Annotated in this window: 15 protein-coding genes; 13 read left to right on the top strand and 2 right to left on the bottom strand. The window is 50.7% G+C overall.

What is annotated here, in order from left to right; translation table 11 throughout:
• Positions 1 to 70: 70 nt before the first annotated feature.
• The 8 genes from L855_RS16915 to L855_RS16880 all read left to right on the top strand — a co-directional run bounded on the left by L855_RS16915 (position 71) and on the right by L855_RS16880 (position 11259).
• Complete coding sequence (locus L855_RS16915; RefSeq protein WP_159789982.1) at positions 71 to 1732, top strand: tetratricopeptide repeat protein; 1662 nt, start codon at positions 71 to 73, stop codon at positions 1730 to 1732.
• The gene (locus L855_RS16910) at positions 1705 to 2589 is read left to right on the top strand and encodes a tetratricopeptide repeat protein (protein WP_159789980.1); all 885 of its coding nucleotides are present in this window, start codon (positions 1705 to 1707) and stop codon (positions 2587 to 2589) included. Before L855_RS16915 ends, L855_RS16910 begins: the two co-directional genes overlap by 28 nt.
• 2 nt (positions 2590 to 2591) lie before the next feature.
• Positions 2592 to 4850: a hypothetical protein gene (locus L855_RS16905; protein ID WP_159789978.1), complete on the top strand. Its 2259-nt coding sequence runs from the start codon at positions 2592 to 2594 to the stop codon at positions 4848 to 4850.
• A gap of 122 nt (positions 4851 to 4972) precedes the next feature.
• On the top strand, positions 4973 to 5137 hold the full coding sequence (locus L855_RS16900) for a hypothetical protein (RefSeq protein WP_159789976.1): 165 nt from the start codon (positions 4973 to 4975) through the stop codon (positions 5135 to 5137).
• A 3-nt stretch (positions 5138 to 5140) separates the two neighbouring features.
• A complete protein-coding gene (locus L855_RS16895) occupies positions 5141 to 5704 on the top strand; it encodes a phage tail protein (RefSeq protein WP_159789974.1) in 564 nt (187 codons plus the stop codon).
• Positions 5705 to 5715: 11 nt separating this feature from the next.
• Positions 5716 to 8475 carry a hypothetical protein gene (locus tag L855_RS16890; protein ID WP_159789972.1) on the top strand — a complete coding sequence of 920 codons (2760 nt, stop codon included), beginning with the start codon at positions 5716 to 5718 and terminating at the stop codon, positions 8473 to 8475.
• 378 nt (positions 8476 to 8853) lie between these two features.
• Entirely contained in the window at positions 8854 to 9411 is a 558-nt protein-coding gene (locus L855_RS16885; RefSeq protein WP_192925043.1) for a CIS tube protein, read from the top strand.
• A gap of 84 nt (positions 9412 to 9495) precedes the next feature.
• Complete coding sequence (locus L855_RS16880; RefSeq protein WP_159789970.1) at positions 9496 to 11259, top strand: VgrG-related protein; 1764 nt, start codon at positions 9496 to 9498, stop codon at positions 11257 to 11259.
• Positions 11260 to 11455: 196 nt separating this feature from the next.
• Here the strand turns inward: L855_RS16880 and L855_RS16875 are convergent, their stop codons facing one another.
• On the bottom strand, positions 11456 to 12148 hold the full coding sequence (locus L855_RS16875; protein WP_159789968.1) for a response regulator transcription factor: 693 nt from the start codon (positions 12146 to 12148) through the stop codon (positions 11456 to 11458).
• Positions 12149 to 12290: 142 nt separating this feature from the next.
• Here L855_RS16875 and L855_RS16870 point away from each other — a divergent pair, with 142 nt between their 5' ends.
• Both L855_RS16870 and eno read left to right on the top strand, forming a co-directional pair.
• The gene (locus tag L855_RS16870) at positions 12291 to 14117 is read left to right on the top strand and encodes a type II toxin-antitoxin system HicA family toxin (protein ID WP_159789966.1); all 1827 of its coding nucleotides are present in this window, start codon (positions 12291 to 12293) and stop codon (positions 14115 to 14117) included.
• 175 nt (positions 14118 to 14292) lie between these two features.
• On the top strand, positions 14293 to 15591 hold the full coding sequence (eno, locus tag L855_RS16865; protein WP_159789964.1) for a phosphopyruvate hydratase: 1299 nt from the start codon (positions 14293 to 14295) through the stop codon (positions 15589 to 15591).
• Positions 15592 to 15710: 119 nt separating this feature from the next.
• Here eno and L855_RS16860 read toward each other — a convergent pair whose 3' ends face one another.
• Positions 15711 to 16148: a CAAD domain-containing protein gene (locus tag L855_RS16860; RefSeq protein WP_159789962.1), complete on the bottom strand. Its 438-nt coding sequence runs from the start codon at positions 16146 to 16148 to the stop codon at positions 15711 to 15713.
• A 294-nt stretch (positions 16149 to 16442) separates the two neighbouring features.
• Here L855_RS16860 and mutL point away from each other — a divergent pair, with 294 nt between their 5' ends.
• The 3 genes from mutL to L855_RS16845 all read left to right on the top strand — a co-directional run bounded on the left by mutL (position 16443) and on the right by L855_RS16845 (position 20328).
• Positions 16443 to 18077 carry a DNA mismatch repair endonuclease MutL gene (gene mutL / locus L855_RS16855; RefSeq protein WP_159789960.1) on the top strand — a complete coding sequence of 545 codons (1635 nt, stop codon included), beginning with the start codon at positions 16443 to 16445 and terminating at the stop codon, positions 18075 to 18077.
• A 101-nt stretch (positions 18078 to 18178) separates the two neighbouring features.
• On the top strand, positions 18179 to 19516 hold the full coding sequence (locus L855_RS16850) for an adenylosuccinate synthase (protein WP_159789958.1): 1338 nt from the start codon (positions 18179 to 18181) through the stop codon (positions 19514 to 19516).
• A 173-nt stretch (positions 19517 to 19689) separates the two neighbouring features.
• Positions 19690 to 20328, top strand: a complete 639-nt coding sequence (locus L855_RS16845; protein WP_159789956.1) for a 50S ribosomal protein L25/general stress protein Ctc — start codon at positions 19690 to 19692, stop codon at positions 20326 to 20328.
• The last annotated feature ends 106 nt before the right edge of the window (positions 20329 to 20434 follow it).

The raw sequence follows: 20434 nt of genomic DNA, 5'->3' as shown, positions 1-20434 counted from the left end.
TGAACCTAGCCAACATCTTAACCTCAAGCGTTTTCAGTCTTTATTTGTCAAGATACTTGGTCAAGATAAGATGACACGATCGCCCATCTGGGTTAGTGCGATCGCCGCGATCGTTGGACTGACTCTCACAGCCAGACCCCTGGCCGCTCAAGACCGCCGGCCCAATGACTTCGGAATCCGACGTTATGACTATTGGGCGGATCTCTGTCAGGAACTCGAACAGGCTGGAGACCACAATGAAGCCTTAGATGCCTGCGAGAGAGCCATTGAAATTCGCTCTCGCCCCAGACGTCGGACTCTACCAGTTTGGGTCAGTCGTGGCAATGCTCTACGCAATTTAGGGAATTATTCAGAAGCATTGGCCTCTTATAACCAGGTCTTAGAGGTTGATCCAAATTACTCCCTAATTTGGATGTATCAATGCGAAATTCTGTTAGATCAAGGCCGTCAAGAATTAGCCTTAGCCGCCTGCGATCGCGCCCTAGAGTCCGATGGCAATTGGGGCGATCGCTCCCCCAGCCAAGCCTGGATAACTCGGGGACAAGTGCATCGCGATCGCGCCCTAGACTTAGCCGAACGCAGCCAAGACAGCCGCTCACGGTTTTTACTCTCCATCGCCGGACGAGAACGGCTCCCCCAAGGAACCCCAGACCATGACGCCGCCTTAGAACAACTCGAAGCAATTCTCTGGGATCTCGAAGATGCCCAACAGTCCTACGAGCGAGCCTTAACCCTAACGCCCGATCAGTCCCGGGCCTGGGCGTATCACTGTCAAATCTTGACCGAATTAGGACAATACCAACAACTACATCGGCTCCTCGGCGGTGAGCATCCCCGAACGAGAAGCCTCGACGAGCAGTATAGTGAAGCCTTCGAGAGTTGCGAACAGGCGATCGCCCTCAATCGGAACTGGGGAGAGTCCAATGGGGCCCTAGGCTGGTTGCATAAAGGGCAAGTCCTCGAAGCCTGGGGAGACAAGCAAGACAACTTTAGTCAGATGGCCCGCTATTTTGAAAGTGCCATCAACGCCTACGAACGGGCGATCGCCCTCAATCCCGAACAGCCCCAAAGCTGGCTCAAACAAGGGCGACTGCTGCAACAACTCGGTCATTATGAACGGGCCTTAACCTCCTATGAGCAAACCCTAAGCCTCAACCCCGAAGCCTCCCAAGCCCTCGCCTACCGTTGTCACGTCTTAAACCACCTCGGTCAACACGAAGCCGCCCTAAACTCCTGTGAGCAAGCCCTTGACGGTGACCTAGCCTGGGACATTGAAGACCTAGCTCTCACCTGGACTCAACGCAGTTCAGCCCTCATTGGCCAAGGCGACTATGAAGCGGCCTTAGACTCCGTCGAGCGGGCGATCGCGCTCTATGACTATCCCGTCTCCACACGAGTGTACAGTCCCCCAGACGACAGCAAAGGCCCAAGCGTCCCCGAATCAGCGGTACGCCGGCCCACCCTCAGCCCCGAAGAAATCCGCACCCCAGAAGACCCCCTAGACCACTGTCTGGGGGACTTAACCTCAATCGTCCAACGGGACTTTACCCGCTACATCGACCCCTATCGACGAGCCTTAAACAACAAAGCCGTCAGCCTCTGGCATCTCGGTCTTTACCCGCTACATCGACCCCTATCGACGAGCCTTAAACAACAAAGCCGTCAGCCTCTGGCATCTCGGCCGCTACGAAGATGCCGAACTCTATGCCCGACTCGCCCTCAACCCACGTAGCGTCAGAGTTCCCGGTTTATCGCTACGAAGATGCCGAACTCTATGCCCGACTCGCCCTCAACCCACGTAGCGTCAGAGTTCCCGGTTTAGCCCTAGACGATAAAAACAGCCTAGACATCGCCTGTAACTATCCCAAAGCCTGGTTTAACTATGGTCGGATTTTAAGTCAACTCAGACGCTATCAAGCAGCGGTGCGAGCCTATGACATCAGTCGAAACACCTACAGCATCTACATTCCCCCCAATCGACATCGGGGCCGCCCCGTCTCCAACACCCTATCTGCCTCGTCCGGTTTGCCCGTTGACATCACCCCCACCTGCGACTTTATCCTGCAATCTCCCGCAGGGCGATCAAATGCCACTCGTCGCCTTCAAGAACGTCATCGGCGGATGTGTTTCAACCTGGATCTCAATCAAAGTGCCGCCCTTTGGTACACCGAGAACTGTAGCCGCGACGGAAATGGCTGCTCCCAAACCGTGGCTCGCCTGGAAACCGCCCTACGATTTAAGCCGAACTCTTTTGAGGCTTGGTTTAACTATGCGATCGCCCTCAGTGCCGACACCAATTATCCAGAGGCCCTAGAGGCTTTTGAGCAAGCCGAACAACGGCTCTCAGAGGAACATGAATCTCTCCGGGCAGAGATTAGCCGGGGCCAAGCCAGGGCCTGGTACAGGTGGGCCCGTTTACAAGAACAAGCGGCTGGAGACTCATCTGCCCAAATCGAGGAAGCCTTATTCTTAGTGGAGGAAGCCCTACAGCGACGACCCGACTATACTGAAGCGATCCAACTGCGCGATCGGCTCTTGGAGCGTTTATCATCTCGTCCCGGTTCAATCAATCATACAGGAGAACAATAACCATGAAACGTTCATTGAAGAAAAGCTTAACTGATCTAAGAGACAAATTCTATAACGCTAGATCTTTCGCCAGAGAAGCTGGGAACTTTGCTGAAAATCCTTTGACGTTCTCGCGGCGACTAGTTACTAGGTTTGCCACCAATTGGTTTAGCTCTAACGAAGAATATAGACAAGAACAATCCGAAGAAGGATTAACAACTAAAGCTGGTGGACAAAAAGAGAAAAAAAGAACCTTAACTCTCATCACAAAATCTGACAAAGCATATCAGAAAAAGTATGAAATTAGGGAAGAACCCATTTTCAAAAAAGACAGTTTAGAGATTTTTCAGGGGCGAAAATATGGGACTAATGCCAGAAAATCTCAGCAGGAGCAAGCTCAGGCAATCTTGGCACAAAAACTCGACAAAAACATATTCAATGCTCACAAAAAAGAGAAGTATCTTAGTGCAGATTACACTCAAAATACACGAGGAGACAGATTAATATTTAACTGCGAATTTGCGAGAGGAACATCAAAATCCACCTCCAACAATAGTTCAGCCAAAAATTTTTATTGCATCTATCAGTTGAGTGAAACTCTCTTTGATGTTAACAGTCTCTCGCCACTCTTGGTTCACCGTTTTCAAAATAACATCAACACCTTAACCTATAGAGTAATCGATGAGATTTGGCAATCTTTAGAGTTTTTGGAAAAAGATAAGACAAAACACACTCATCAATACCACCCTTTAAATGAATCCTCATTCTTGATTGACAAAAAAAACAAAATTCATATTATATTTTGGCGTTCTTTAACTCACAAAAAAGAATCTGGGGACGAAAAATCGGTTGCAAGTGTCAGGTTGATCGTAGAGATTATTAGAAACTTTCATGCCAATCGAGGGCTAGACGAAAAAGCCTATACACAGCCAGAATTCTTAACAGACTATCTTGAAGGTTTTAATGGAGACCAGATAAGTTACCAAGAGGCTCACCGTCGATTAGAACAATTCCTTGATACTTACAACCTCAATCTGGACGAGCCAATCTTCAAAAACCAAGGCCCTGACAACCAGCCATCACCAAAGAACGATAAATTCCTAAGCCGCGCCCTCAACTGGTTGAAACCTCAGAACTCCCAAGGCCAGACAACCAAGACCGAGGACTCCCCACCCACATCCTCACCCAGATCTCGGAGACGTTCCAAGTCTCGACCCAGCCGCTGGAAATTTCTCTTTTGGGTCTTATCCGGGCTAACCCTCGTCCTCTTTGTGATTCCCATAGTACCAAGAGGATTCTCAATCGCCGAACAGCTCACCGAGCCAACACCACCACCGAACTTTCAGGCCTGCTTCCCCAACTCTAGCAACTCATCCCCCTATCCCTGTCTCATGAGGAACCAAGCCAGTTCATCCCCCGGCCCAGCAACCATCATCTACGGAGATATCGTAGAACACATCTTTGGGAATGAAGAATTCAAGAGACAGTTTGAACAACGGACAGAGCAAAGAGATTGGATTTGGATCAACACCGCCTCTCCCGAAGCGGCTGAAATGGACGACCTAGACGACACTGCCCTAGAAATCACAGTTGTCAGCCCAAACAGCTCAGAAAATTTGTCTGGCGATGGTGGAGTCATCGGTTATGACGGCTTGGCGATTTTTGGTCGGCGTGGCACATCTAGGATATTAGATGATCAGATCTCCAAGGCAGAGTTAGTTGAGGTACTCAACGATATCAATAATAGCCGGTTCAGACGAAATGGAAATTCCCTGGGGTTGAACTGGCCCGAGAATCGTCCCACCTGGGAAAACATCTTACGAACCTCGATTTGCAGCGACGCGGACTGTCCGCTCACCCGGAAATCCGAGCCAGGGGAAGCCCAAGACCTGAGCGGATACGTGGAACAATTTTCTAATGATGATCCCACCCTCGGGGTGGCGCCGTTAAGTTTTGTGAAGACACAATGTCAGATTTACAGTATCGCCATTGAGGGGCAACAACCCTTAGTGAACTTTCGTGGGCAAGCCATTACCTCAGAAAGTGAACTCTGTGATCAAAAGGGAGGCTACTGGCCCGACCTAGACAAACTGACCCGCCTAGAGTATCCCCTCAGTTATGCGATCATCGTCCGTCCTTCTCCCGGTCAGGAGTTGCTGGCTGAGGAACTGGTGAACCTTTTACGCACCGACGAAGGACAAAGTTTATTAAGAGGCTTTGGCTTGACTCCTTGTCGTTTTCCCAATGGAGATGAGACCCAAGAACGATGTCAACTTCAATAAGTAAGGAGGGGAACCAACCCAGAGCCAGCCGTCAATGCAGACCGAACCAAAATAGGTTAAGCTGGAACCGACCTTGGCCCCATTGACCGACTCGATAGCCCCACACATTTAAGCGTCAGCCCATGTCTATCTCAACTCCTGAAAAACGCAAGCTTCAGGAACAACAGATCCAAGCCATCTTAAAGAACCCCATCCTGTTGAGAAAACTGACCCATCAGGTGTATGAGCTTCTAGAAGAAGACTTACGGAACCAACGCGATCGACAACCCAGCTACTGGGGAGGTTAAACCATGGTGTACAACGGAAATGGCAGTCAGTCTCGGGTGAACGGAAGTCCGCGGTCAGCAGAAGAACGTCTGACCCATCATGCCCTCAACTATGTTCTCGCCAATCGCTTTTACGTTGAAATCGATAGTAGTATCACAGCCTGTTTTACAGAATGTTCCGGTTTAGGGGTAGAAATCCCCGTGGAGCCTCATGCCGAGGGGGGTCTCAATGACCAGCAGCGTCTGTTAATCGGACAAGCCCAGTTCACTGAAGTGACCTTAAAACGGGGACTCACCAATGATCTAACCTTTTGGAGCTGGATCTCAAAAACCCTAGAAACCCAACGCCCCGAACGCCGTAACGTTACAATTCTCGTCTTTAACCAAGCCGGAGAAACCATGCAGTCCTGGGAACTCCAAGCCGCAATTCCCGTGAAATGGGTCGCCCCCGGACTCCAAGCCGATGCCGAAGGAGTCGCCATTGAAGAGCTAAGCCTGGCCTATGAGGGCTTAAAAGTCTCCAAAGACTTTCAAGGAGGTTCCATGTCCCTACCGAATCAGCGGGATAACGCCGGATATTTTAGCTAACCTGACGCCTGATGTTACAACATAAACCATTAGGACAACAGACCGGCTTGGGGGTTACCTCCCGACTCGTACATCGGACACCCTTAGGTCAGTCCCAATCGTTGGGTCAAACGTCGCAACAATTACTTTTGGATCTCAGCGGATTGGATCTCAGCGAAGTGGACTGGAGCGAGATGTTCGACAACTTCCCTAACTTCGCCCAAGGAAGGCCCGCAGGAAATGGGGGAATTCCTTCAGATGCCATCCCCAACCCAAGCCGTCCACCCGTCCCGGCTTCAGAGAGAGTCTCCCCCTCAGACTCCCCTCGTCCGGCGGGTGCTAATGCTCCAACCCCTAGCCCCTCAGACCCTCCCCTAGAGCCTATTACCTCCCAAAAACTCCTCCAGGGCGATCGGGCGATGGTTCCTCCCCGAGCCTCCCTGGTGAACCCGCTCATTCAAGAGAGTGCTAGGGCCCTTAACACCGAGTCCCCATCCACCGAGTCCCCATCGGTCGCTCCCGTTCCCCTCTTTTCCATCCCGCCAGCCTCAAAGACCTCCTCCTCTAACTCAGCACAGCCAACACCCCCCGCCTTGCCGCAAGGACCAGAATCCCTAGTCCAAACTAAATCACAGGGATCACCGCCTCCTGAGTCCAGTCCAAGGATTCAAAAACAGCCATTCCTCACAGACTCCCCCCCCTCAGACACTCCTGCTCCCCAAACGGCTGCTACGGAATCGGTCCAACCCACAACAGACCGTCAAGGCATATTAAACCAACCCAAGCCCTCAGACTCCCCCAACCCAGAGCTAGTCCAAGCCAGCCCCAACAGCACCTCAGACCCCACCTCAGACCCCACCAGTCCCAGCGAGACCCTTCAACCCCAGATACAAAACCAGCCCGACCCCTCAGAGTCCCAAGACCCGAGCCAGTCCATCTCTGAGGACAGTCAGCCAGCATCCCCTGCCCTTCAGACCTATCCGGGCGATCGCTCCCTCCCTGACGTAACGACAAAGGATTCCGTTCAGGATTCCGTTCAACTACAAACTGCGTCCCCTCAACAGGAGTCCGAACCGCCATCGTCAACCACTCTCGAATCCGGGGGCGATCGGCCCACAGCGTCCGAGCCACCATCCAACCAGCCCAAACAGCCAACCCCGCCTTCAGCTCCACCTCAATCCAACAGTCAATCCGACTCCGTTATCATCCAGGAGAGCCAACTCCCCTCGGCTGGCTCGTCAGATCCCTCGACTCCAGCACCCCACCCCAGTCCTGAAACAGAACCCATCTCCTCTGACTTAGACTCCGACCCCTCACCCTCCCCAAGTCCTCAGACCATCGCCCCAGACATCATTTCCCCAGACAGCCAACCCTCATCAACCCTTGACACTAACTCATCAGATTCATCAGATCTCTCGGACAGAGCCGCTCCTCGCTCAACTCCCGACTCAATTCAAACTGAAAGCGACTCATCCCCAACGTCCCCGAATCTCCCCAGCACAGAGAAATCCGACCCCGAGCCGGAAGCCAACATCCTGCAAACCCGCCCTGACGAGCCCACATCCGACCCCGAAATTGCTCTCGACCGCCAAACGCCATCCCAAGCTACAGAGAACCTGTCCAACCTCCAAGCCAAAGAGGAGCCAAGCCAAGATCTGGACACTCCAAACCCCCATCCTTCCGTTGTCCAGGCCCGTAACGTTACCCTACCCGCCAAAGAGACCACAGAGACTCTAGAGCCAACAGCTAAAGCTCCCATCAAAGACCCCAGCCAAGATCCTACCCCATCCAACTCCCCACCTGAGATTAGAGCTAAAGAATCCGGGACTAACAGGAACTTACCCAGTCCCTCACCCTCCATCTCCCCAAAGACATCTGACCTAGAATCTAGGTCAGACTCTGCCGTAGATGCCAACCCTGTCCTCCAATCCCAAGAGCTAGAGTCAGAACAACTTGCAAGCCATCCCCAGGAGCCAGTTGACAAACAGCTGGACCCCATCTCTGAGGAGGGGCCAATCTCTCCTAAACAACAAGCCCCTAACATTCAGCTCACCGCCGAGCCAGATCCGAGCGACTCTCCCTTACCACCGAGTCATCCTCAAGCATCAGACCCAACCCCCCAAACTTCTTTGATTCAAACCAAAACAGGAGACATGGGACTAGAGGAGCTAGAGGAGCCTGACATCGACTCAACCATAAGCCCTAAGGCCTCACCCTCAACGCAGACAGATGAGTTATCTTCCTTAACCCATGAGCCTCCAATTCAAGCTCAACCTCAGGAGTTAGACCAGAAGCCTTCAGGTATCCCTACCATCCAGCCTCTTGTCCAACCCTCCAAATTTGACCTATCATCCTATCTCCAAGATGAGAGGACTAGCATCCCTGATGAATCGGACATTACAGCCTCCAACAAAGCCAACGAATTGGCAGCTCTGAACAATCCATCCGTATCATCTTGGGCGAACCTTGAAGATTTGATCAATCTAAATGATGATGGCAACCCCCAAGTTGCTCAGCCAGTTAACCAGGACGAACCCCTGACCTTCCCCTGGGAAAGCCTGGTCGAGAGTCTTGAGCGTATCGCCCAGTCAGAGCCACAACCTGAGAACCAGTTAGTCAACCAGAATAACACTGAAGCACCCAGACCAGACGTCAGTGGTTCTCGCCCCTCCGACCCAACCGAGTCCCCTGAAGATGACTCCAAGCATATCAAAACCGCTGAAGACATTGAAATTGAAGAGAGTCAAATTAGTATCTTGGCGGAAAAAGTATTAGCATATCAAAACCGCTGAAGACATTGAAATTGAAGAGAGTCAAATTAGTATCTTGGCGGAAAAAGTATATATTGCCCTTCGTCAGCGATTGATATTAGAGCGAGAAAAAGCCGGTATCACGCCCTCTCAAGGCTCAGTCTGGATAGACATCAAGACCCGTTCCAGGCTAGCATATCATAAGGGGAGGCTTCGCCAAAAAGATAAGGTTCTATTTGAATCCTTAACCTATGACATTCAGTCTAGTCGAATCTTTCATCAATTAACCCAGAACGTTTATCATCACTTAAGCAACAGACTAGAAACATTAACAGAACGACTCATGCGATAACCCAAATCAAGACCCAAACAACAAATTCCAGTTTTCCCTATTATTTATAGCTTTCACTGATAAACCCCATGTCACAACTCCAAAAAGCCAAACTAATTCCTGACGATAACGTCCCCACCATTCAGTTTATGTTTAACCCTACAGAGCTAACTTTTGATATGACCATGGAAATTGCTGATAATCCGGGTTCTAGAGACGAAGAATCCGGAAAATCAAAAACCAGTTTTTCCAATATAAATCCCGTCACTCTCACCATCAGCAATATTGTGTTTGATACTTATGAGAGCAACAAAAACGTCGTCAGTGAATACATCGAAGCCTTAGAAAAGGCAGTTCAGTTTGCTCCCGGAACACAGCATCCACCTATTTATAGTTTTGTCTGGGGAAACAAAGTATTTTTAAGACGATGCTTTCTGGAACAACTCAACTATAAGCTGACCATGTTTCTATCAGATGGCACACCCGTTCGGGCGCATATTGACAGCTTGACCTTAAAAGAGGCTGACGAGTCATTTCCTATGATGAACCCATTTTCTGCCGGAGCAGGTGGAGGCAATTCATCCCAACAGGTTCCCTCAGAACTCAGAAACAAAGATAGTATTGAATCTCGAATGAATCGAATGTGAGCAAAATCAATAAAAATTCCAGCTCGGTTAACCCCATCATAAAAACAAGCCACGAGCCGGTTATTTAAAAAGGACTAAAAAACTATGTCTACTCATTGCAAACTTCAGTTAAAAATCAATGGTGTTCCCGCCTCAATCACCTTGATTGAAGACATTTTACAAGTTTCGATTGAAGAAAGTCTCCACGCCCCATCTATGTTTGTTATTGTCATTAGAAATGACTACTTTCCAAGTGGACAAGAGGAGCCAAGCTGGAAACATCAAGATATGATGGAGATTGGCAAAGAAATTAAAATTGGTTTTCAAGAAGAAGGAAATCAGTACCTATCGACTCAAGAGGACAATGGAGGTTATATTTTTGAGGGAGAAATTACCGCGATAGAGACCCACTTCACCGAGCAATCCCAAGCCCCAATTGTCATTCGGGGCTATGACGTTTCTCATCGTCTTCATCGGGGACGTTGGAATCGATCATTTCAAAATATGACAGATAGTGATGTCGTTAAAAAAATTGCCAAGGAAGCGGGAATTAACCTAGGTATAATCGATAGTAGTGGAGAATCCCATGATTACCTCTTTCAGCAGAATCAAACCAATATGGAATTTTTGAGAGGCCGAGCGGCGAGTTTAGGATTTGAATTATTTGTAAGCAATGGAAAACTCAATTTCAAGAAGCCTAGAGAAGAGCAAACTTTAAAACTAAAATGGCTTAAAGATATCAGTAGTTTTCGAATTCGAATTACGAGCGCCGAACAAGTCAAAGAAGTCGAAGTTCGGGCGTGGGATTATAAATCTAAAAAGCCCATCATCTCAAGAGTCAGTCACTCAGAAGTCTTAACGGAAACAGACAACGGTCGAGGGAGTGAGTTTAGTAGTCCCTTCAAGGGACAACCGAAAAATCCAATCATGCGAATTGTGGATCGTCCCGTTTCATCCCCGAAAGAAGCCAATGTGATGGCTCAAGCCTTGTTTGATGAACTCAGTGGTCAATTCATTTATGCTGATGCGAAAGCCGAAGGTAATACAGCTATTCGCCCGGGTCGAATTATTGAATTAGAAAATATGGGAAGTCACAACGGAAAATATTATGTGACCGAAACACAGCACAACTATTTTGAAAGTCTTTATGAGACTGAATTTAGTATTCGAGGATTACGGGATAGCAATCTTCTGAGCACTCTAACATCATCCCATCGATTACTGCCATCCCAGACTTGTATTATTGGAATTGTCACCAATAACAGTGACCCAGAGGGCTTAAATCGTTGCAAGGTTAAATTTCCTAGTTTAACTGAAGACCATGAAAGTCAATGGGCGAGGGTAGTCGGCACTGGGGCTGGTTCAAAGCGAGGGTTAGATTGGCTCCCAGAAATTGATGATGAAGTCTTAGTTGCTTTTGAACATGGAGATATTCATCGTCCTTACATTCTAGGTAGTGTTTGGAACGGTGTGGACTCCCCTTCAGAAGAGATTGATAATTCCGTGGTGGATGGTAAAGTCCGACTCCGAAGCATCAAAACCACGAGCGGCCACCAAATTCAGTTCATTGAAGAAGATAAAGGTTCCAGTCACTCAGGTATTACAATCTCTACTAATTCGGGAAACAAAATCAGTATTGATGATACAGAAAACTCGATTACCGTTGAGACCAAAAATGGGCAAAAGATTCAAGTTGATGATTCAGAAAAATCGATTCAAGTTTCATCTTTGGGAAATTTAAATGTTCAGGCGCTGCAAGGGATAAAACTAGAGTCTAAAACTGGTACAATTGAAATTAATGAACTTGGAATTAGCATCACCACTCCCTCAATAATAAAAATAAATGGTAGCTTGATTCAACTTAATTAATAGGAAGTGGAGTCAATCATTTAGGCTTTTCAGCGTTCAGGGTGGTCAGGAAACGTCATGGCAAAAAATGTCCCTTGCTGTAGGGGCGAACAGCTGTTCGCCCTGAAGCCATCCCTGACCGGGTGAAGTTAAGAGTGGATTCCCTTACGACAGCCATCTGTGGTACAACTTTTGAACCTTAGCATGACCTGATTACCTAATCCGTCAAACCATTCTCTAACGCATAGCGAACCAACTCCGTGCGGCTGTTCGTTCCGGTTTTGCTAAAGAGACGACTCACATACTTCTCCACATTGCGGACACTGGTTTCGAGGCGACTGGCGATTTCCTTATTCATCAACCCTTGGGCCACCAGTTCCAACACACTCTCCTCCCGAGGCGTTAAGTCAATCTGCACCGGATCACTTTTCTGGGGAATGGCACTTTTGTGGGTGAGCAGTTCCTTAATTTCTTGGATTTGTCGGGCCAGGGTGGCGATATCTGGGGTTTCGCCGTCCTCCAAGCCTTCCGTTGCATTAGAACGACGGGCCAGCAGGTTTTCCACCACCGCCACCAGTTCATCGGGGTCGAAGGGTTTGGAGATATACGCATCACAGCGGGCCTGATAGCCTTGGATGCGATCGCTCGTCATCCCCCGGGCCGTCAAAAACACCACGGGAATGGACTTGAGGCGAGGGTCTTCCCGCATTTGCTTGAGGAGTTGGTAGCCGTCGACCTCCGGCATCATGATATCGGTGACGACTAAATCAGGGATATCCTGCTGAAGTCTTTCCCATCCCTCCTGGCCATTGGTGGCCACGTCCACCGTAAAGCCACTTTGGGAGAGATAGGCTTGGACCGCTTCCCGCAGTCCGGGTTCATCATCGACCAATAAAAGTTTATCTGACATCTATCGTTAGCATCTGCACGTGTGATTCCTTTCTCTAGGATAGCTCCAGTGGGACTGAACATTCGGGAAACCGATGCGCCATGGCCCTGAAACCTCCACCGTATAATGAGATACCAGCAGCCTTCAGACTTTATCCTTTCCGATGACCTTCACGTTTCTGCGCCGCCATCGTCGTCTCCTCCTCCATAGCCTCGGTCGCCTGGGACTGATTTCCCTCACGGCTTTCGGCATTGCTAGCATCTTCAATTGGACGAATCATCGCAACTATTGGCAGGGAACCATCTTCTCCGTGCAAACGGTGGATTTCAATCTCTTAACCCATACCCTACCCAGCAAACTCTCCTATCTCCTCATCGAGGGGGAATCCGCAGAAATTCAACGAACCCTAGAGAGTCACTACGGATTTTTTGGCTTAGTCATGACCGATTGCCGCCGCGAGACTCCCAACTGTCCTGAACAGACGATTACCTATTTTGCCCCGGCAGCCTCTTCCATGAGAACCTCGCCAACAGTAGAAGACTTGGCAAACGCTCCCTTTGATGTGTTGCGAGATCCACCTCCTCGCTTTGCCGAATGGTCTTATGAGAGTTCCCGCGATCGCTACCCCGTCCCCACCGGACAAACCAATCCCGGAGAGGTGATTGGACGAGTCTATTATCTACGAGGACAACCGTCACAATTCCTGCAAGATTACTGGAGTTGGCTACGCAATCCCAGCAACCTAGAAGGGTCAAGATTTATCTACTTTGTCACCACCCTATTTTTCTTAGTCGGTGGCACGATGACTTGGGTAATTATTGAGCTAATCTTATACTCCCAACGCAAACAGCGCCAAGAACTTGAGGAGGATGCACAATTCCTCAAACAACAACTCCAACAAGAACTTGATAAAATTCCGCAACTCCTAGAAGAACGGGAAAGCGTCCGCTCAGAACTTGAGTCCTATCGCCAACAACAGCAGCAGTTAACCCAAAACCTTCAAGGGTCGATCGCCGACTATGAGCAGCAATTAAAAGAGTTGCAAGACCAAGAACAAGAACGCCAACAAACCTTAGAAACCTTAGAGGCTGACCTAAAAGCTGCCATCGACTCGCAAACGGAGGCTCAAGAACTCATTGAGGAACGAGAACGTAAAATCACTGAACTCAAACAACATCAACAAGACCAGGAACGCAAACGTCAAGAACGGACTCAGATTTTAGAACAATTACGTCATGACTTAGAACTGACCCAAGAGAGTGCCCTAGAAGCCCAGGCAGAAACAGAAACTCTGAATCAGATCATTGCTGAGTTAACCCGCGATCGCAACCTTGCCCAAGAGCAATATCAAAAACTCCAAGCCAAACTTTCTCAACAGCTTGATAATAGCACCCTTAAACAAGCCCTAGAATCTTCCCGAAACGAGTTACAACATAGTCAACAGCAAGCAGAAAAGCGCGAACTACAACTTCTTCAGGAAAATTCCAAGCTCAAAAGAGATGTTGATGAGCGTACTGAGTATAATGAAACTTTTGAAATTCTAGCTGTTGAGCAAAGTGAATTTTTAAACCAAGAGATACAAAGCCTAAAAACCGAAATTGAGAGCCTCAAGGGGACAATTGCTCTGCTCGAACAACAAAATAATGAATCTTTTGGCTATCAAATTCATTTAAAAGACAGAATCCAGCAATTAGAAGAACTTGAAGAATCTATAAAATCCATCGAAGATGACGATAATGAAAGTGAAACGATAATTCATCGAATCATGTTTTCGGAAATGCCTCAAGTCTCGGGAAAAGATGTCATTAAATCCCTTAAAAAGATGGGATTCACCTATAAACATACCCGAGGAAGTCACGCCCGCTTAGAGAAAACGGATACCCGCTCCTGCACCGTTCCTATCCATTCCCAACCCCTGCGCTTAGGAACTCTAAGAAATATTCTTATTAACGCCGGGGTCACCGTCGAAGACCTCAAGCAGAACCTCTAGCCCTCCCCAACCTTCCTCAACCTTAAGCGCGATCGCCCCCATCGCCAAAATTGTATTGTCAGGAAATCCCCAACGGGGCAAAACACCCCCCCCATGCACCGTATGATATTTGGGGTGAATCAAGCCCGTGGCGACTCATACTCACTCGCCCTGTTGTTACTAGAGAAGCACGCTTATGTTTGTATCTGACACCAGCATCGAAGCCATTGAAGCCTGGGAAATCCTCGACTCCCGAGGACGGCCCACCGTAGAAGCCGAAGTTCGCCTCGCCGGTGGTGCCATCGGTGTAGCCAAAGTCCCCAGCGGTGCATCCACCGGAACCTTTGAAGCCCATGAACTCCGTGATGGCGACCCCAAACGCTACAACGGCAAAGGTGTCCTCCGAGCCGTCGAAAACATCATCGACAAAATCGCCCCGGAACTCGTGGGCAAAGTCGATGCTCTCAACCAACTCGAAGTGGATGGAGCCATGCTCTATCGCGACGGTTCCGACAACAAAGCCAACCTTGGGGCCAACGCCATCCTCGCCGTCTCCCTGGCTAACGCTCACGCCTGCGCCTGTGCCCTCGATATCCCCCTTTACCGCTACTTAGGCGGTCCCCTGGCGAATCTCCTCCCCGTTCCCATGATGAACGTCATCAACGGGGGAGAACACGCCGCCAACAACATCGACTTTCAGGAATACATGATTGTCCCCGTTGGCGCACCCTCTTTCAGAGAAGCCTTACGCTGGGGGTCTGAAGTCTTTGCCTCCCTCAGTAAAGTCCTCGACGAAAAAGGCCTCCTCACCGGGGTTGGCGACGAGGGCGGCTTTGCCCCTAACCTCGAATCCAACACCGCTGCCGCTGAACTCCTCGTTGATGCTATCCAACGGGCCGGTTATACCCCCGGCGAACAAGTGGCCCTCGCCCTGGATGTGGCCGCCAGTGAGTTCTACAGCGATGGTCAATATACCTATGATGGCGCCACTCGTTCCCCCGCTGAACTCGTCGACTACCTCGCTGGCTTAGTCGAGAATTATCCCATTGTCTCGATTGAGGATGGACTCCATGAAGAAGATTGGGATAACTGGAAACTCCTCACTGAACGGCTGGGCCATCGCTGTCAACTGGTGGGGGATGACCTCTTTGTCACGAATAAAACTCGCCTGAAAACGGGGATTGAGCGGTCAGCCGGGAACTCGATCCTGATTAAAGTCAACCAAATCGGCTCTCTCAGCGAAACCCTGGAAACCATTGACTTAGCCACCCGCAATGGCTTCCGCTCAGTGATTAGCCACCGTTCTGGGGAAACCGAGGATACGACCATCGCCGACTTGTCCGTGGCCACCCGAGCCGGACAAATCAAAACCGGTTCCCTCTGTCGTAGCGAACGGATTGCGAAATACAACCGCTTGCTGCGCATTGAAAGTGAACTGGGCGATCGCGGTGTTTATGCCGGAACCATCGGCATGGGCCCCGGTGCAACGACCTAACCCCTAACAAACTAAACCCCCAGGGAGCGATCGCATGACCGCCCTCTGGGGAGTTGATAAACAATCTGTGCAAAATGCGAAATCAGACAGCCGAAGCCAACCTCATTCAGCTCGCAAACCTAGGAACCCGTTACCCGATTCGTAAAATTGGCAATCTTGCTTTGTAACTCCTTGCGCGCCTCAGCCGTCAGTAAGAAACGGAAGATGAACCAGCCGGAATAACCAATCCCAACCAACTCAAACACCGGCGACAGTAGGGGGATATCGTTGATTGCATCAATGACCGACAAGGTCAAATAGAGTGTGACCAGTGCCGCCATAACCAAAGCGACATTGATTAGGGGCTTTTTATATTCCGAAAAAAAGTGACCCACAATCCCAAACAGGTCCGATAAGACCGAGAGGACTTGCATCTTCACTTCGTTAAACTGATCCTTATTCCCCGCATTTCCCGGGGAGTTAGAGATCTGAAGCTCCCCTCCCTTGGAATCAACTGCTGTCGCAGCCTGATCTGGGGATGTGGTTTGTTCTCCGTTGGGGGTCGTGTCTGAAGTCATAATTAAAAACCCTTAGAATGACAACGTTAATTTTATCGTTAATTTTATCTGAGAGCGTCTCGACTTAAAATCCGAGAGCGTCCCGAACAGTCACAACCTCACACCACATCCTAATTTTTCATCAGGATGTCATGTGAAACTTTCACGACACTAAGCCAGAGATGGAAAAATTGCAAGTCAGTCTCCCAAAAATCTGAGAATCCTGGCGAGCGATCGCCCCCTCCCCCTAGCTTCACCTGTCTCCCCCCTGCACATCTGCCAAACCACTCCATAATGCCCGTTTTCTCCCCCACCATGCCTAAAATTGCCACCCTACCGGCTGAGGTGGTTCATGCGATCGCCGCCGGAGAAGTCATCGACTCCCTGGCCGCTGTCGTCCGTGAATTAGCAGAAAACGCCCTCGACGCCGGAGCCAGCCGCATTGCCATTTCCGTCAATCCGCAACACTGGTTTGTCTCGGTCGCCGACAATGGCTGTGGCATGAGTCGCGACGACTTACAACAGGCCGCCTCCCCCCACAGCACCAGCAAAATTCATGATTTTAACGACCTGCACCAAATCACCAGCCTCGGTTTTCGCGGCGAAGCGCTCCATAGCCTGGCCCAACTCGCCCAACTGAGCATTTACAGTCGCCAGGGAGACGATCCCGGTTGGCAGGCCTGCTACACCCGTCAGGGACACATTAAAACCCTCACCCCTACCGCCATTGCCCCCGGAACCATCGTCGAGGTGCATCAAGTGTTCCACCATTGGCCCCAGCGGCGAGATGCCCTACCCAACCCCCCCCAACAACTACGGGGCATCCAACTGATGCTCCAGAACCTGGCCCTGTGCCATCCCCAAGTCTGCTGGCAAGTCCGCAAAGGCGACAAACCCTGGTTCAGCCTCACCCCAGGCCCCAGTCCCCGCGACATTCTCCCCCAATTACTGCGGGGCGTAACTCGTGAGGATGTCTATTACAGCCGTAATTCCTCCCTAGAACTGCTCCTGGGCCGCCCCGATCGCTGTCACCGGGGACGAGCCGACTGGCTGAAATTCGCCGTCAACGGGCGCGTTGTCAATCTCCCCGACCTCGAACATACTCTCCTCAGTGCCCTCTCGCGATCGCTCCCCCGCAACCGCTATCCCCTCTGTTTCCTGCATCTGCGAGTTCCCCCCGAGCAACTGGACTGGAACCGCCACCCCGCTAAAAGCGAAATCTACCTACAAAACACCGAACACTGGCAAACCCAACTCCGGGAAGCCATCGATCGCGCCCTGGCCCTCGGCTCCCTAGACAACTCCGGCCATTCCCGCGTCCGTCAACTGCTACGAGTCCAAGACAGCCCAGGAGACTATCGGATTAACCCCTCCTCCACAGACCCCTCCACAGACCCCTCCTCCCGTCCTCTGATGCCCCTACGGGCAATCGGACAAGCCAATCGCACCTACATCGTCGCCGAACACCCCGATGGACTCTGGCTGGTCGAACAACACATCGCCCATGAACGAGTCATTTACGAACAACTCTGCCAAGACTGGGCCTTACAAGAGTTGGACCCGCCCATCATCCTCTCCGGTTTAAGTCCCCAGCAACTCGAGAACCTAGACCAGATCGGCATCACCGTTGACCCCTTCGGAGACGGACTCTGGGCCCTGCGTCAAGCCCCGATTCCCCTCGCCCAGCGGGACGACTGCGCCGATGCCCTCCAAGAACTCAGTCAAGGCAACCTACAAGAGGCCCAAGTCGCCACCGCCTGCCGCAGTGCCATCCGCAATGGAACCCTGCTGACCCTCAAAGAAATGCAGCAACTCCTCGATCGCTGGCAACAGACCCGTAATCCTCACACCTGCCCCCATGGACGACCCATTTATCTACCCCTCGACGAATCCTCCCTGGGGCGCTATTTCCGCCGCAGTTGGGTCATTGGCAAAAGTCATGGAATTTAAACAATGCTAAGTATTGCGAAGTTTTAGGCAGGACTGTTGACAAGTGTTACAACTGATATCCATAATTTTGGATTGTGTAAACTTAACCCTAATCAAGACCCTTGGCTAACGTAGTTGTAATCGGTGCCCAATGGGGCGACGAAGGAAAAGGCAAGATAACCGACCTGCTCAGCCGATCGGCAGATGTTGTAGTACGTTACCAAGGAGGGGTAAATGCTGGACATACCGTTGTTGTCAAAGACAAGACTTTTAAACTGCATCTAATCCCGTCTGGTATCCTCTACCCCCAGACCGAATGTATTATTGGCTCAGGGACTGTGATTGACCCTCAGGTTCTCATTGAGGAACTCGATCGCCTCAAAGAACTCGGTGTTCCCACAGAGAACTTGAAAATCGCCCAAACTGCCCATGTGACAATGCCCTATCATTGCATGATCGACCAAGCCTCCGAGGAGCGGCGCGGCAATCACAAAATTGGCACCACCAAGCGAGGCATCGGCCCCACCTACGCCGACAAATCTGAGCGAACGGGGGTGCGCATCCTAGATTTAATGGATGCCGACAGCTTGCGAGAGATTCTCGCCTGGACCATTCCTCTGAAAAACGAAATTTTAGAGCGACTGTATGATTTACCCCCGCTCGATCCTGAAGAGGTGGCCAACGTCTATCTCAACTATGCCGAGCGTCTGCGTCCTCATGTCATTGATGCCTCCCTATCCATCAACGACGCCGTCCGTCGTCGTCGCAATATCCTCTTTGAAGGGGCCCAGGGAACCCTTCTCGACCTCGATCACGGAACCTATCCCTACGTCACCTCCTCCAACCCTATTGCCGGAGGTGCCTGCATTGGCGCTGGCGTAGGTCCGACGATTGTTGACCGAGTGATTGGCGTTGCCAAAGCCTATACCACCCGTGTCGGAGAAGGGCCATTCCCCACCGAGATGACCGAAGGCGTTGGGGCCACCCTCTGCGATCGCGGCGCCGAATTTGGCACCACCACCGGCCGGCAACGTCGCTGTGGTTGGTTTGATGCGGTCATTGGCCGTTACGCCGTCCGCATCAACGGCATGGACTGTCTCGCCATCACCAAACTCGACGTTCTCGACACCCTCCCGGAGATTAAAGTTTGCGTCGCCTACGAAATCAATGGCGTTCGCACCACTGACTTCCCCAGCAGTGCCCGTCAATTTGCCAACTGTGAACCCATTTACGAAACTCTCCCCGGTTGGCAATCCAGTACCGAAGAGTGCCGCAGCCTCGACGATCTTCCCCCGGAAGCCTTGAACTATCTCAAATTCCTGGCTGAACTGATGGAAGTTCCCATCGCCATCGTGTCTCTCGGTGCTAGCCGACACCAAACCATCATCGTCGAAGATCCCATCCACGGTCCCAAACGGGCCCTCCTAGATGCCAACGGCGACCCAGTGGTAAAAAAGTAACCCAGAGATAAGGGCATCCCCCCCCGGATGCCCCTGCCCATTGCTTTCTTCCCCTACTGCCTACCGCCTACTGCCTACTGCCTTCTTCCCCTCTTGCCTTCCCCCCCAACGTGTTATAATGAAACGCTTGGCTGCTTAAAATTAAGGTTTGTAGATAACCGCAACAGACGATTATGCAACTGACTGTAGAATGTAAATCCCGTCCCGACGGGAGTAAACCCAAAGCCTTACGACGAGAAGGATTAGTACCCGCTGTCCTCTATGGACATGATGGAACCAACTCCCTAGAACTGGTAGTTGACGAGAAGTCCGTCCAACAACTCCTCAAAGACCCCAACGTCTCCAATAGTCTAATTAAAGTCACCGTTGCCGATGGAGGCTGGAGCGGACAAACCCTACTGCGGGAAGTGCAAATGCACCCCTGGAGAGGCTATCCCTATCACCTCAGTTTCTTCTCCATTGCCTCTCAGGCGACAGTCCAGGTGGACTTACCTCTTCACTTTATCGGTGAACCCGTTGGCGTAGAACGCGATGGTGGGATTCTGGAGACTCAGGTGAACGAGGTGGCCGTGGAATGTGCCCCTGACAATATCCCTGAAACCATTGAGATCGACGTCTCCGCCCTAGAAATGGGAGGCAGTATGCACTTAAGTGAAGTGACCTTCCCGGAAGGCGTTGCCCCAGTCACGGATACTGACTTACTCCTGGTGACCATCCAAGCCCCTCGCGTGGCTCAAACGGAAGACGAGGGAAGTGCGACATCGGAAGCCAGCAAACTGCTCGATGCTCTCGAAGAAGCCAGCGAAGACTAGATTGGTTTCATGACGCCATGGCAGTTCTGCCCACCAAAAACCAGGGGTGTTCCCTGGTTTTTTCGTGTCAACGCAGCCTAATGCCTTCTTTCCCCTAATACCTATT

This window comes from Sodalinema gerasimenkoae IPPAS B-353 (genome assembly GCF_009846485.1).
Taxonomy (GTDB): domain Bacteria; phylum Cyanobacteriota; class Cyanobacteriia; order Cyanobacteriales; family Geitlerinemataceae; genus Sodalinema; species Sodalinema gerasimenkoae.
This window is presented reverse-complemented; position numbering and strand designations above follow the sequence as displayed.